Origin of the sequence: uncultured Rikenella sp. (genome assembly GCF_910579375.1) — a bacterium.
Classification (GTDB): Bacteria; Bacteroidota; Bacteroidia; order Bacteroidales; family Rikenellaceae; genus Rikenella.
Map to the genome: position 1 here is coordinate 1 of NZ_CAJTUJ010000044.1, position 13,456 is coordinate 13,456.

At 58.7% G+C, this 13,456-nt stretch carries 12 protein-coding genes; 8 read left to right on the plus strand and 4 right to left on the minus strand.

The genetic code is table 11. The features are described from left to right. Positions 1-133: 133 nt before the first annotated feature. From QZ302_RS05400 to mce, 3 genes are all read right to left on the minus strand, one after another. Complete coding sequence (locus QZ302_RS05400) at positions 134-1,039, minus strand: OadG family transporter subunit (RefSeq protein WP_294593371.1); 906 nt, start codon at positions 1,037-1,039, stop codon at positions 134-136. Positions 1,040-1,050: 11 nt separating this feature from the next. Next, entirely contained in the window at positions 1,051-2,613 is a 1,563-nt protein-coding gene (locus tag QZ302_RS05405) for an acyl-CoA carboxylase subunit beta (RefSeq protein WP_294593373.1), read from the minus strand. A gap of 431 nt (positions 2,614-3,044) precedes the next feature. Continuing rightward, a complete protein-coding gene (gene mce, locus QZ302_RS05410; protein ID WP_294593376.1) occupies positions 3,045-3,461 on the minus strand; it encodes a methylmalonyl-CoA epimerase in 417 nt (138 codons plus the stop codon). Between the two features lie 206 nt (positions 3,462-3,667). On the opposite strand from mce, the gene QZ302_RS05415 reads away from it, so the two are divergent. Beyond that, entirely contained in the window at positions 3,668-4,123 is a 456-nt protein-coding gene (locus QZ302_RS05415; protein ID WP_294593378.1) for a hypothetical protein, read from the plus strand. Here QZ302_RS05415 and QZ302_RS05420 read toward each other — a convergent pair. Continuing rightward, the gene (locus tag QZ302_RS05420; protein WP_294593381.1) at positions 4,117-4,479 is read right to left on the minus strand and encodes a DUF1573 domain-containing protein; all 363 of its coding nucleotides are present in this window, start codon (positions 4,477-4,479) and stop codon (positions 4,117-4,119) included. The genes QZ302_RS05415 and QZ302_RS05420 overlap by 7 nt on opposite strands. A 430-nt stretch (positions 4,480-4,909) precedes the next feature. Between QZ302_RS05420 and QZ302_RS05425 the strand changes: the two genes are divergently transcribed. The 7 genes from QZ302_RS05425 to QZ302_RS05455 all read left to right on the plus strand — a co-directional run bounded on the left by QZ302_RS05425 (position 4,910) and on the right by QZ302_RS05455 (position 12,882). Further along, positions 4,910-6,016: an IPT/TIG domain-containing protein gene (locus QZ302_RS05425; RefSeq protein ID WP_294593384.1), complete on the plus strand. Its 1,107-nt coding sequence runs from the start codon at positions 4,910-4,912 to the stop codon at positions 6,014-6,016. 145 nt (positions 6,017-6,161) lie between these two features. Further along, positions 6,162-7,376, plus strand: a complete 1,215-nt coding sequence (locus tag QZ302_RS05430) for a transglutaminase-like domain-containing protein (protein ID WP_294593387.1) — start codon at positions 6,162-6,164, stop codon at positions 7,374-7,376. Positions 7,377-7,669: 293 nt separating this feature from the next. Further along, positions 7,670-9,934, plus strand: a complete 2,265-nt coding sequence (priA, locus tag QZ302_RS05435) for a primosomal protein N' (protein WP_294593390.1) — start codon at positions 7,670-7,672, stop codon at positions 9,932-9,934. Between the two features lie 63 nt (positions 9,935-9,997). Then, a complete protein-coding gene (locus tag QZ302_RS05440) occupies positions 9,998-11,827 on the plus strand; it encodes an ABC transporter ATP-binding protein (protein WP_294593393.1) in 1,830 nt (609 codons plus the stop codon). Between the two features lie 18 nt (positions 11,828-11,845). Beyond that, a complete protein-coding gene (locus QZ302_RS05445) occupies positions 11,846-12,316 on the plus strand; it encodes a hypothetical protein (protein ID WP_294593396.1) in 471 nt (156 codons plus the stop codon). Between the two features lie 67 nt (positions 12,317-12,383). After that, positions 12,384-12,590: a hypothetical protein gene (locus QZ302_RS05450; protein WP_294593399.1), complete on the plus strand. Its 207-nt coding sequence runs from the start codon at positions 12,384-12,386 to the stop codon at positions 12,588-12,590. A gap of 76 nt (positions 12,591-12,666) precedes the next feature. After that, the gene (locus QZ302_RS05455; protein WP_294593401.1) at positions 12,667-12,882 is read left to right on the plus strand and encodes a hypothetical protein; all 216 of its coding nucleotides are present in this window, start codon (positions 12,667-12,669) and stop codon (positions 12,880-12,882) included. Positions 12,883-13,456: the final 574 nt, after the last annotated feature.

Below are 13,456 nucleotides of genomic sequence, written 5' to 3' on the forward strand. Positions count from 1 at the left end.
GCCAGCGAGAGCAATGCAAACGCAGTTTGCAAATTGCCGAGCGGCGAGGAGGAAAACGAGCGCAGCGAAGTTAAAAAGAACAGTACCCTCCAGATAAGGCGCAAATAAACGAACGGTTAAAAATGGAGCAAAGTTACTTTCGCAGAGGTTGATTGTTCAGTCCATAAATCTTGGAGCTCCACGGCGAGTAGGCCCGAGCCACCCGATTGATAGTCAGGACATGCGACTCGATGTCGTGCAAATCCTCCTCGTACCTGCGCAGCGCGATCGCGATCGCCGCGATCTCCTCGCCCAGGAGCTGTCCCGACGGATCGATCGTCGACCTCACCTCTTCCGGCATGGCCGCTACCACCTTCTGTTCCTTGGCCCGCATCATCCGCGTCATCCCGCGTCCGACGTTTTTGAAAATCAGGTAGAGCAGGACAAGCGCCGAGAAGACCACCGACATAGCCGTGATGGCCATCACCGCGCCCGAAGGGTCGCGCAGGAAGAACTTTTCGGAAGCCGGCATGCGCTCCTCGATTTCGTTGGCCTGCAACGGAGTAATCCCGGTCAACTGGCGGAAACGCTCTTCGCCGGTCTCCAGATCGTCCGTCCAGCCGATCGAGACGTCCGGCGACTGCGCCGCCACGTCATAAACTACCGAGTCGACCACGTTCCGCCCCTGATCCAGAAAGGCCAGATAGCCCGTCTCGTCGAGCACGAAATTGGTGTGGAACGTTCCGCGGTTCGACGAACTGTCCGCAAAGAAGATCACATACCCCTGCGGCGGAATCAGCGTCCGGGCGTCGTTCTTCGGAATACGATACGTCCGAGCGGCATCCCCCCGACGTACCGTCAGGTAGGCGCCGCCGATGTTCACGTTCGAATAGCCCGTATTGTGCAGTTCCACCCACCCCACATGGTTCCCGTGGTCGTCGATGTAGCTGTTCCGATTGTCGACCAACACTTCATTGATCCGTATGTCCTTCAGCCCCTGCGCATACCCCTCGGCACAAAGGAGGGCGATGCCGAGCAAAAATAAGAGTCTCTTCATCATAACACGCAGGCTTACAACGGAATGTTGGAGTGTTTCTTCGGCGGATTGACGACTTTTTTGGTCACGAGCGACTGCAAGGCCCGGATAATCCGGAAGCGGGTGTTCCGCGGTTCGATCACGTCGTCGATATAGCCGTACTTGGCCGCCACATACGGGTTGGCAAACTTCTGCCGATATTCCTCTTCTTTTTCGGCGAGGAATTCGGCCCGTTTCGCGTCGTCTTCGATCCCTTTGGCCTCCTTGGCCATCAAAACCTCGACAGCGCCCTGGGCTCCCATCACGGCGATCTCGGCGGTGGGCCATGCGTAGTTCAGGTCGCCCCGCAAGTGTTTGGAGCTCATCACGCAATAAGCCCCGCCATAAGCCTTCCGCAAAATAACGGTCACTTTCGGCACAGTGGCCTCGCCATAAGCAAACAGCAGCTTTGCCCCGTGGGTAATGATCCCGCCGTACTCCTGCGCCGTCCCCGGCAGGAAGCCCGGCACGTCGACCAGCGTCACGATCGGAATGTTGAAGGCATCGCAAAACCGGACAAACCGCGCCGCTTTCCGAGAGGCATTAATATCGAGCACCCCGGCATAGTATTTCGGCTGGTTGGCGATAATTCCGACGCTCTGGCCGTTAAACCGCGCAAACCCGGTCACGATATTCGGAGCGAAAGTCCGCTGGGATTCCAAGAATTCGCCGTTGTCGACAATGGCGTGGATCACGTCGAGCACGTCGTACGGTTTGTTCGGATTGTCGGGCACGATCTCGTTCAAGGCGTCTTCGACGCGGTCGATGTCGTCGGTGCAAACGGCCAGCGGGGCGTCTTCCAGATTATTCTGGGGCAGGTAGCTGAGGAGCTTCCGGATAATGGCGACTGCTTCCTCTTCGGTCTCGCTGACGAAATGCGCCACGCCGGACTTAGTGGAGTGCATCGATGCGCCGCCGAGCTGCTCTTGGGTCACCTCTTCGCCGGTGACGGTCTTCACGACTTTCGGCCCGGTGACGAACATGTAGCTGGTGCCTTTGTTCATCAATATGAAGTCGGTCAATGCGGGCGAATAAACCGCTCCGCCGGCGCACGGCCCCATGATGGCGGAAATCTGCGGGATCACGCCGGAGGCCATGATGTTCCGCTGGAAAATCTCGGTGTAGCCGCTCAAGGCGTTGACGGCTTCCTGAATCCGGGCGCCGCCGGAGTCGTTGAGCCCGATGATCGGGGCGCCGTTCTTCATGGCCATGTCCATCACTTTGCAGATCTTGGCGGCAAAGGTCTCGGACAAGGATCCGCCGAATACGGTAAAGTCCTGACTGAAAACATAGACCAGCCGCCCGTCGATCGTCCCGTATCCGGTCACGACGCCGTCCCCGTAATAAGACTCTTTGTCGATCCCGAAGTTGGTGCACCGATGGGTCACGAACATGTCGAACTCTTCGAAGCTCCCTTCGTCGAGCAACAGGTCGATCCGCTCCCGAGCGGTGAGTTTCCCTTTGGCGTGCTGGGAGTCGATCCGTTTCTGACCGCCGCCGAGCTTGGCTTGCTCGCGCTTGGCTACGAGCTCTTTTATCTTTTCCTGATTGACACTCATTTTATATTCTGTAACTTACTTAATTTACTGCCCGTTCATTGGGTTGGAGGGTACTGTTCTTTTTGGCTTCGCCTTCCTCCTCGCCGCTCGGCAATTTGCAAACTATGTTTGCATTGCTCTCGCTGGCAGCGTCGGTTGTGAACAAAAAGAACAAAAAAACTTCAGACGGATGCTTGCGCATCCTCAATGCTGCCGGTCGCCCAAATCTCGGACTGTTGGTTGTGCTGTGGTTTTCCGGCGCAGCGCGCTTGGGTTATTTTGCCCATGATTTAGCGCGCTCGCCGAGAAAACCCAGCACAACAGACTCGCGAAACATGAGGACTGCGGAGCCTAAGGAGTAGCGTAGCTATCATGAAAGTTCTTTGCGTCGCTTTCTTTCAAGAAAGCGACAGTTCTGTCCGGCTCAAAGAACAGCAGTAAAAGTGAATGAATTATTTTTCAGCCGGGTTTTCGCACAATTCCGTGAGCACCCCCTGCGTTGCCTTCGGATGGAGAAACGCGATATTCAAGCCTTCCGCCCCCCGTCGCGGCGCCTTGTCGATGAGCTGCACCCCCTTGGAGTCGCACTCCGCCAGCGCCGCAGCCACCCCGTCCGCCACAGCGAACGCCAGGTGATGAATCCCCTCGCCCCGTTTTTCGATGAACTTGGCGATCGTGCTATCCTCCGACGTCGGCTCCAGGAGCTCTATTTTCGTATCGCCCACCCGGAAGAACGCCGTCCGCACCTTCTGATCCGCCACCTCTTCGATATTGTAGCATTTGAGTCCGAGTACCTTTTCGTAATACGGGATCGCCGCATCGAGGCTTTTGACCGCGATACCCAGGTGTTCGATGTGAGAAAGATTCATAATGTGGTGGTTATTAAAAAGTTTGGATTCACTCCGGCCCCGCTGCGGAACCGATAACGACAAAGTTAGGGTTTTGTTTCTGAAATAACAATCCGAGCGAGAAAGAAAAAATCGGACTATCTTTGTTCAGAATAACACTTTGTTCGTATCCTCGGTCCGTTTTTCCGCCCAGAACACGGATCGACCCGCCGAACACGAAGACCGCTATGAAAAAGATTTTGTATGCGTTGAGCGCGCTGTTCGTCTTGTGCAGCTGCTCGAAGGAAGAAGACGAAGAACGCCTGAACTACGATCCGGAGGCGTTGTACGGCTATTGGCGCATTACGGAGATCCGGAACAACGGCACGTGGCACGCTTTCGAGCTTCCGCAGACCGGCAACCGGTTCCTGGACGTTACGACGCCGGAGGGCGAGGCGGAATTTCCGCGCACCGGCCTGACCTTCGAGTCGAATGGCGAGTACCGGATGCAGGGCGCGCTCTGGACTACCTCCGTACCTCACACGTGGCAGGCGCAGCGGTTCGACGTGGCGGTCTACGCGCCCGGCGAACGGACGCCGTTTCTGACTTATGAGGTCGTTTCGCTGTCGCCGAGCTACTGCCAGCTTGTGATGCGATACGGCAATAGCTCGTCGCTCGACCTCCGCTGCACCAAAGTTCAATAAACTTTCCCGCGCAAGACCACCTGCGGAGCCGGGTCCGTGGCCGGCACGGTCTCGAACCGCAGCGTTTTGTAGAACGCCCCCCGATCGGTCGGCGTGAGGACGACGCTCACCCGCACGCTGTCGCCCGGCATCACCGGCGCTTTGGGCCACGACGGTTTGGTGCAGGTGCAGTCCGTCCGGACGTCGCGGATCACCACCGGCCGATCCGAATCATTCACACAGACCAGCTCGACCCGGTTTTTCGACCGGAGCGCCACCTCGCCCAACTGCACCGTCGCAGGGCTCACCCGCAGTGACCGGGCCTCCGCAACCGTGCTCCACCCCACTCCCAAAAACAAAAGCAGCCATTTCTTCATGATACTGCCAAAATTAACGATTCTCGGTCAATTTTCGCCCGAGACGGAAGAAATCCGTACTTTCGCCCCGGCAACAATCCCACAATCAAGGCGGTGAACACTTCCCGTTCCGAAAATTTAAGCTATCTTTGTCCCGTCCGAGTCCGCGCGACCCGGGCAGACATATCAGCTTAAACATGAGAAGTGTTTGAGTTTGTTCTCGATAGTAAATCTGGTAAATTTATTCGAAAGGAGAACAAGCCCGAAGCCCTTGCTCTATACCTTGTCTTATGGGGTATGGTGTGGGATTGTTGCTTGTTTTTACTTTCGAGGTTTACCAGAACCCACTATCTGAAAACAAAGTCACGATACCCACACTTCTTCTTTTCAATCCAGTGTTTACATCTCTGCTTCGGGGTATCGGGAAGAGGCCATTTTCATTTTCATGGTTATGAAAAAACTTCTGTTTTTTGTGCTGACCGCTGCCCTGATGTTCGGTTGCAAGAAGGAGGACAACGGCACGACCTGTCCGGTCTCGGGCGCGATCCTGCCGACCTCGAGCGCCGAGAACCCCATCCCGGCCGGTTCGGCGGTAACGATCCAAGGGAGCGGTTTTACCGAGAACAGCGAAATCTGGCTTCGCGCGCTGACCAAGGCTACCGGCGACGTACAGGCCACCGTGACCGGCCACACCTCGACCTCCATCACCTTTACGGCCCCCACCACCGTGTCGGGCGAGCAGAGCATCATCCTGAAACAGGACGGCGGCGAATGGCCGCTGGGTAAGATGTACTTCACCGCCGCGCCGGATATCCTGCCGAAAAAGATCGTAAAATCTGTCCTGACGGATGACGAAGGAACTTATACGGCAAATTATTCATACGATGACGCAGGCAGACTGACTCGAATTCAAACCAGCTCAACAGGTGATTCTTATTACGACGGTTCGAAAATCGAATACCTGCAAGACAAAATCAAAATAAGTTACGATGACGGCAATGACGAATATAGTCAGGCTGAATTTCGTGTAGAGAATGGACGAGCGATAAATTGCACCGTAGAAGAGGAGGGTTCAAAATGGGAGACCAAAGAGTACACTTATTCGGACAACGGTTATTTAACCGGATTCGTTTTTTCGCTAACGGAAGAAGGTATAACCGACACCTATACCGGTGAATTGACGATAGGGAAAGACGGCTGTCTGGAAAAATATTCCATTGTCGAAAAAGAGATCGAAGACGGAGGATATTTCGGGACTTATACAGTCGACCTGACCCCGAACACATCCGTGCCGAACAACCTCAACCTGGATTTGATCGGTAGCAATTATTTGTTCGGAGACATCATCGACGACCTCGCGATCCTCGACGCTTATTTATTGGGTATCGGAGGAACGCGCTCAAAATACCTGCCGAAACAACTTACCCTAACCGATGCGGACGGAGAATCATTTACCGTAAAATACGAATATGAATCCGCCGGTGAATACATTTCAAAAATCGGGATCGACTACGGTAACGGCAACCACGCTACCCTCGAACTCTTCTACGAAGAGTAGCGGGCAGCCACGCGCACAACCACGGGGTACGGCCCCATATCCCGTGTGGGATATGGGGCCGTACCTGCGTAATTTTGTATCATTCCGGGCACATTTATTCCTATCTTTGTTGTCATTCGACACGCATCCAAATACAGAACGAACGATGAAAAAGATTTCACTTTTAGGCGCACTGGCAACTGCGGCACTGACCTTTTCGTGTACCGGTACACCGTACGGACTCGATCCGAAGCTGGCAGCCGATCTGTATGCCAACATCGCCGCGGCGGGCGACAACGGACGGGAGCTGACCGCAGCCATGGAACGCGCCCCCGAAGAGCAACGCGAAGGGATGGCCTACCTGATCGCCTATATGCCCGAGGGAGACCGGGATACGCTGACCGCCGACTTCCTGCTCGGCGAGGTGGAGTGGGCTTACCGGGCGCGGGAGACCTTCCCGTGGGCCAAAACGCTGCCGGATTCGGTCTTCTATAACGACGTGCTGCCCTACGCCTCGATGAACGAGCGGCGTGAACCGTGGCGGGCGATGTTCTGGGAGAAGCTGTCGCCGCTGGTGGCCGGAACGACCGACGTCCGGCAGGCTATCGACACCATTAACAAGGAGTTGCAACACCTCGTGGGAGTGGAGTACAACACCAAGCGTCGGAAACCGCACCAATCGCCGGGCGAGTCGATGGAGATCGGGATGGCATCGTGCAGCGGGCTTTCGATTCTGCTGACGGACGCTTTCCGGACGATGGGGATTCCGTCGCGCATCGCGGGGACTCCGCTGTGGGTGTCGAAAGAGGGGAACCACAACTGGACGGAGGTGTGGATCGACGGCAAGTGGTACTTCACGGAGTACTATCCGACGCCGGCGCTGAACCGCAGCTGGTTTCTGGAACGGGCCGGCAAGGCGGATAAGAGCGACCCGATCTACTGGATGTACGCTACGTCGTGGCGGCCGACGGGGCTGCACTTCCCGATGGTGTGGGACTTCGAAAACCGGAATGTGCCGGGGATCGACGTGACGGATTTCTACATCGACCTCTACAACGCCCAAATGGCGGAAGCCAAAAACGGGGCGCCGGTCGTCATTCGGGCATTCCTGAACAAGGAGGGCGGGCGCAGCAGCGCCGACCGGGCGGCATGCGATATCCGCATCACGGATACGGAGGGAAATATGGTGGCGGCAGGCAAAACGGCGGGGCCGACGGCGGACATGAACGATTACCTGACGCTCTACCTGCCGTTCGGCAAAGATCTGGCGGCGGAATTCACAGACGATGCGGGTCGGGTGCAGCGGGTCTCGTTCGTCACGCCGAAAGAGGCGGACAACGGGGCGACGGCTCCTGTCGAAGTGGAGCTGTTCCTGCGCTAAACTCGAAACCAGGCCGCTCCGTTTATTCCGAGAGGCAACGCAACTGAAAACCGTAGGCGCGTTGCGCCGCAGTGCTGGGGCCGAACCACGTGGCACCGAAATTTAAGTACACGCCGAGGTAGTGATCGCCTGCATCGTAGGATGTAGACGACCTGCTATAACCGCCGGTGCCGCAGCCGCCCAACGCACCCATGCTGGGTTCGTAGAAGCCCGGGGCGGAGTCGCGCAGCCTCGAACCACGGGCCGCCTCCAGCCCAAGCGAACAAGACCCGTGTCAAACGCCCACCGATAAGATGATCTTTGCCGACATCCTCCTGCCGCTCGCCCTGCCGAGAGCCTTCACCTACCGTCTCCCCGACGAGCGGCCGGTCGAAGTCGGGATGCGCGTGCGCGTGCCGCTCGGCAAAAGCAAAGTCTGCGAAGGCATCGTGCTCCGGCTCCACGACACGCCGCCGGAATCGAAAAATCCACCCAAAACCGTACTCGAAATCCTCGACGAACGGCCGTTCGTCCGGCCCGAACAGCTCCGGCTGTGGGAGTGGGTGGCCGACTACTACCTCTGCACCCCCGGCGAGGTCTTCAAAGCCGCCGTGCCCACCGGGATTCGCGACGGAAGCTATCGACCGACCGCCGAGCTGTATGTGCGACTCGCCGTGGGGTACCGCTCCGCCTCGAAAATCGCCGAAACGCTCGAAGAGATCCGGCGCGCCAAAGCACAGTGCAAAGCCTTGCTGAGCTACCTCTCTTTCCTGCCGGTCGGAGCGGACGGAGAGCCGGAGCTGGCGCCGGACGATCCCCAAAAGCTCTGGGTGGCGCGCGCCGACATCACTGAAACGGTACCTGCCGCCATCGTGCTCCGGCTCGTCGAACGGGGCGTGCTGGAACAGCAGGAGATCGTCCCGGCCACCTTGCACCGAACGGCGGCGAAGGCCGAAACCGCGCCGCCACTGCCGGAATCTCCGGCAATCACGGACACCTCCACGCTACAGTCGATCCAAAACGCATTCGAGACCGACGAAACCCTCTTGCTGAGCGGCGAAATCGCAGACTACGGCGAAAAGCTGATCGCCCTGTACATCGCTTTAGCGGCCCGGCAGATGCAGGCCGGGTATCAGACCCTGCTGCTCGTGCCCGACACCGTGCTGACCGTCCGGCTGACCAACGCCCTTCAGGCCGCTTTCGGAACCCGCTGTCTGGTCTACCACTCCCGCCTCACCGACCGGGCGCGGAGCGCGGCCTGGCAACGCCTGATCGAAGAGCCCGAAAGCGTCGGAATCGTCGTCGGGACTCGTTCCACCCTCTTTCTGCCTTTTGAGCGGTTGGGACTCCTTATCGTCGACCGCGAACACGACTCGAACTACCGCCAGAGCGACCCCGCTCCGCGTTACCATGCCCGCGACACGGCCCTGATGCTCGCCCGGCTGCACGGAGCCCGGACGCTGCTCGTCAGCCCGACCCCTTCGGCCGAGAGCTGGCTCAACGCCCGGGCCGAAGGCGGAAAATACGGATCGGTCGTCGTGCCGGCCGCAGACGATGTCCGGCGACCGCGCGTCGCCGTGCTGGAGCGCGGCCGCGGAGTCGTCTCGACCTACTTGCGCCGCCGGATCGAAGAGACGCTGCAAGCGGGGCGGCAGGTGGTCCTCTTCCAGAACCGCCGCGGGTTCGCTCCTTACGTCGAATGCGCGGCTTGCGGCGCGACACCGACCTGTCCCCACTGCAACGTCACACTGACCTACCACAAAGAGGCCTCGGCGCTGGTGTGCCACTACTGCGGCTGGTCGCAACCCTACGTCTCGACCTGCGCGGCCTGCGGCATGCAGGCCCTGACGCCGCGGGGGATCGGCACGGAGCGCGTCGAAGAGCAGATGGCCGAGCTCTTCCCCGGCACCCGCATCGCCCGGATGGACACCGACACGATGCGGGGCGCAGGGGCGGCGGGACGCATCCTGACCGACTTCGCCGAGGGCGAGACCGAGATTCTGGTCGGGACACAGATGGTGGCCCGCACGGCCCGGAGCGGCGACCAGACGGGACTCGTCGGCGTGATCCATGCCGACAGCCTGCTGGCCCATCCCGACTTCCGGGCCGCCGAACGGGCATTCCAGCTGCTGATGCAGCTGAAAGCCCTGCTCCCGGCGGACGGGAGCGGCGAACTGGTCATCCAGAGTTCCCACCGGCTCCATCCGGCCCTGATCGCTGTGACGAACCACGACACGGAGGGCTTCTACCGCCACGAGATGCAGGAGCGGCACCAGCTGCTCTATCCGCCCTATGTCCGGATGCTGCGAATCACCTTCCGCCACCGCAGCAAGTCGCTGACGGCGGCGGCGGCACAACTGTGCGAGGCCCTGTTGCGCGAACGGTTCGGTCGGCGCGTCTCGCCCCCCTACGAACCGCAGGTCGACCGGATACAGAACCTGCACATGCTCCACATCCTCCTCCGCATCGAACGCGAACGGCCGGTGGCGCGGGCCAAAGCCATTCTGACGGAGGCGCTGGCCCGGGTGCGCAAGGCTTTTCCGACGGTGCGGGCCATCGCCGAAGCCGATCCGCTGTAACGCGGACCCCGCCGACAAAAACCGGGAAACGCAGAACCGGAAAAAACCGCTATCTTTACCCGCATGAACACCTACTTCCGCATCCTCCGGTTCGGCCGTCCCTACGGGCGGTACGCCGTGCCGTACTTCATCTGCATCGTGCTCCACACGATCTTCAACACGATGACCTTCGCCATGATCATCCCCATCATTCAGACGATGTTCGATGCGAAGTCAATGATGGAGGCTGTGACAACGATACCGCCGTTCGAGCTGAGCACCGACTACGCCAAAGCGGTGATGAACTACGGCCTCTATCGAATTGCCGGCGCAGGGTATACGATCAAAGACCTGCTCTTCATGCTGGCCATTCTGACCGTCGTGATCGTCTTCCTGAGCAACGTTTTCCGCTACTTCGCCCAACGCACGCTCGAAAATCTGCGTATCCACACCCTGCAACAGATCCGCGACCAGATGTTCGACCGCGTGATCCGGCTCCAGGTAGGCTATTTCAGCAACGAACGCAAAGGAGACATCATCTCGAAACTCACGTCGGACGTACAGGTCGTGCAGTTCTGTATCACCAGTACGTTTCAGGTCTTCTTCAAAGAGCCTTTCCTGCTGATCGGCTATTTCATTCTCCTGATCGGCATCTCGTTCCACCTCACGTTGTTCACGCTGGCGGTACTGCCGGTCATCGCGCTCTGCATCGGCTACATCGTCAAACGGCTGCGCAAGTCGGCGACCGAAGGGCAGGAGGCGTTCGGTGAGATGGTCTCGCTGCTCGACGAGTCGCTCGGCGCCATCAAGACGGTCAAGGGATACAATGCAACCGATTATATCGACCGGAAATTCCGCGCCCTCGACGGAAAGTATTCCGACATTATGCGCTCCATTGCGCGGAGACAACAGATGGCTTCGCCGATGAGCGAGTTTCTGGGGGTGGCTTCGCTGTCGTTTATTCTGGTCTACGGGGGGAATATGATTCTGAACGGCGACCTCACGGCGGCGGCCTTTATCGCCTACCTCGGGGCTTTCTCGCAGGTGACGCGGCCGGCGCGGGCCATTGCGGACGCGTTCGGAAACATCAATCAGGGGATCGCCGCTGGGGAACGGATTCTCGGCATGATGGACACGGAGGCGGCCATCACGGATCGACCGGATGCCAGGGTGTTGGCCGAGTTTAAGGAGGGGATCGAGTTCCGGAACGTCTCGTTCTCTTACGAGGACAAGCAGGTGCTTCGGGATATTTCGTTCACGATTCCGAAGGGGCAGACGATTGCGCTGGTGGGGCCTTCGGGGGGAGGTAAGTCGACGATTTCCGACCTGATTCCGCGGTTCTACGATCCGGCCAAGGGGGCGGTGCTGGTGGACGGAACAGACTTGCGCGACTATCGGATCGAAAGCGTGCGGGCCAAGATGGGAATTGTGGCGCAGGAGACGATTCTGTTCAACGACACGATCGAGGAGAATATCCGGATGGGGAACGACTCGGCAACGCTGGAGGAGGTGATGGAAGCGGCGCGGGTGGCGAATGCCTACGACTTCATCATGGCGACGGAACAGGGGTTTCAGACCAATATCGGCGACCGGGGAATGAAGCTGTCGGGGGGGCAGCGGCAACGGATTTCGATTGCGCGGGCGGTGTTGCGCAACCCGGAAATCCTGATCCTGGACGAGGCGACTTCGGCACTGGACACGGAGAGCGAACGGCTGGTGCAGGAGTCGCTGTCGTCGCTGCTGCGGGGGCGGACTTCGCTGGTGATCGCGCATCGGCTGAGCACGATTCAGCATGCGGACAAGATTATCGTGGTCGAGGCGGGACGGATTGCGGAACAGGGAACGCACGCCGAATTGATGGCGGTCGAGGGCATCTACCACAAATTGATCGAGATGCAACAGTTGGCGGACTAATCCAAACCGAACGACGCAATGAAAAAAGTGCTTATCTTACTTGGTCTGATGCTCGGCAGCGGCGCGGTGGCGACGCGGGCGCAGAAACTGGTCATCGGTTCGCGGGTGCCGGATCTCAAAGGGGTGGCATGGAGCACACTGCCTCCGCGGACGGAGGCTCCGATGCTGATCGAGTTTTATGCGCCGGACAATGCTTCGTCGGCTCGTTTTTTCCCAAAATTGGCTGAGATTCAACACCGGCACGGGAATGGGAATCGGGGGATTCAAATCGTGGTGCTGACCAGAGGCGTAGCGGCAACGACGCTGGATTCGCTCCGGGCGAGGTACGGCGAACGTTATTTTATCGGCTCGGATCCGGACGGAAGGGTCTATCGGGCGTTCCATGTCCAATACGTGCCTTACACGATTTTGGTCAATTCGAAGGGGGAGCTTTACTGGCAGGGGAATCTGGGTAATCTGCCGACGTCGACCCTGGAGGGGGTCAGGTAGTCTTTCTTTTTCGGGTTCCGCATTCTTCACGCGCGGTCGCTTTACGGCACGACTGCGCGGATTTTTCTTGACTCTCTTTTTCCTGCATCCCGCCCCGGGCTTCCGCGGCGGCACCTCGGGCGAGTTGGTATACGTCGGCAACGGCGGATACAACTGGGGTTCTTCAACCAGCGGCACGGAAAGCATCTATCTGCGCTTCTACGCGACAGCGCTTTATCTCAACCACATGACAGACCGCGCTTCCAGTTTTCAGTTGCGTTGCCTCTCGGAATAAACGGGGACGGAGAGCTTTCGACGGAACCGATCGGGGACTTAGAACCCGGGCTTGGGCCCACTTTTCTATTCAGATTTTGCGGATCACGCGGCCCGCCCCGGGCTACCGCGATGCGGGAATCGATGGGTGGCTGGGCGAATTAATGGGCGTCGGAAGTCTCGGTTACAGTTGGTCTTCAACGATTGACGGATCTCTCGGTAGTCTGAACTTGAATTTCCACGTAACGTGGCTCAGTTCCAACCATGCAAGTTATCGTGGCTACGGTTTTCAGTTGCGTTGCCTCTCGGAATAAACGGGGACGCATGCCCGCGGTGGACAATGGGGTGGAACTACCCTAACTGGCTTGACTTTAGCGGCCGGAGCCAGCGTGGGCGCAACGAGCATCGCAAGATTGCGGCCCTACGCCGGGGGTGGCTCCGGCCCGCGCGACTCTACGAGTCGCAAGAATTCGGCCCATTCGTCTCTTTTAAGCTGTTCGCCGCCAGCGGGGAGTGCAACGAGCTCCGTCGAGTTGCAGTCCGCCGCGTGGGGTGGCGGCGAACTGCGCGATTCTGCGAGTCGCAAAAACCAATCAATTTGTTTTCGGCCGCAGCCAGCGGAGGACGAATACGAAGCGCAAGCGGCGTATTTCGGCCCTCCGCATCCGGGGGCTGCGGGCCGACCGTTGTCACGGGGAATTAGCTATTCGCTCTCAGCTCAAAGCATGTTAAAAAGCATAGCCCAACTCTCCGACCCGTGTCCGCCTCACTGCGGCTCCGCTTTCGCTCCGCCGCTGCCGTCGCCCGCTGGGATTTCATCTTGATTTTGCTCACCGCAAAACGAGTGAAATCCCTCTTTAAGCGGGCGGGCGACGGATTTTTCATGCA

Bases quoted from the DNA above. Each gene is read 5' to 3' on its own strand.
- QZ302_RS05430 (WP_294593387.1), top strand. From the start codon at position 6,162: ATGAAAAAGATTTCACTTTTAGGCGCACTGGCAACTGCGGCACTGACC.
- QZ302_RS05440 (WP_294593393.1), top strand. From the start codon at position 9,998: ATGAACACCTACTTCCGCATCCTCCGGTTCGGCCGTCCCTACGGGCGG.
- priA (WP_294593390.1), top strand. From the start codon at position 7,670: ATGATCTTTGCCGACATCCTCCTGCCGCTCGCCCTGCCGAGAGCCTTC.
- QZ302_RS05420 (WP_294593381.1), bottom strand. From the start codon at position 4,479: ATGAAGAAATGGCTGCTTTTGTTTTTGGGAGTGGGGTGGAGCACGGTT.
- QZ302_RS05400 (WP_294593371.1), bottom strand. From the start codon at position 1,039: ATGATGAAGAGACTCTTATTTTTGCTCGGCATCGCCCTCCTTTGTGCC.
- QZ302_RS05425 (WP_294593384.1), top strand. From the start codon at position 4,910: ATGAAAAAACTTCTGTTTTTTGTGCTGACCGCTGCCCTGATGTTCGGT.
- mce (WP_294593376.1), bottom strand. From the start codon at position 3,461: ATGAATCTTTCTCACATCGAACACCTGGGTATCGCGGTCAAAAGCCTC.
- QZ302_RS05445 (WP_294593396.1), top strand. From the start codon at position 11,846: ATGAAAAAAGTGCTTATCTTACTTGGTCTGATGCTCGGCAGCGGCGCG.
- QZ302_RS05405 (WP_294593373.1), bottom strand. From the start codon at position 2,613: ATGAGTGTCAATCAGGAAAAGATAAAAGAGCTCGTAGCCAAGCGCGAG.
- QZ302_RS05415 (WP_294593378.1), top strand. From the start codon at position 3,668: ATGAAAAAGATTTTGTATGCGTTGAGCGCGCTGTTCGTCTTGTGCAGC.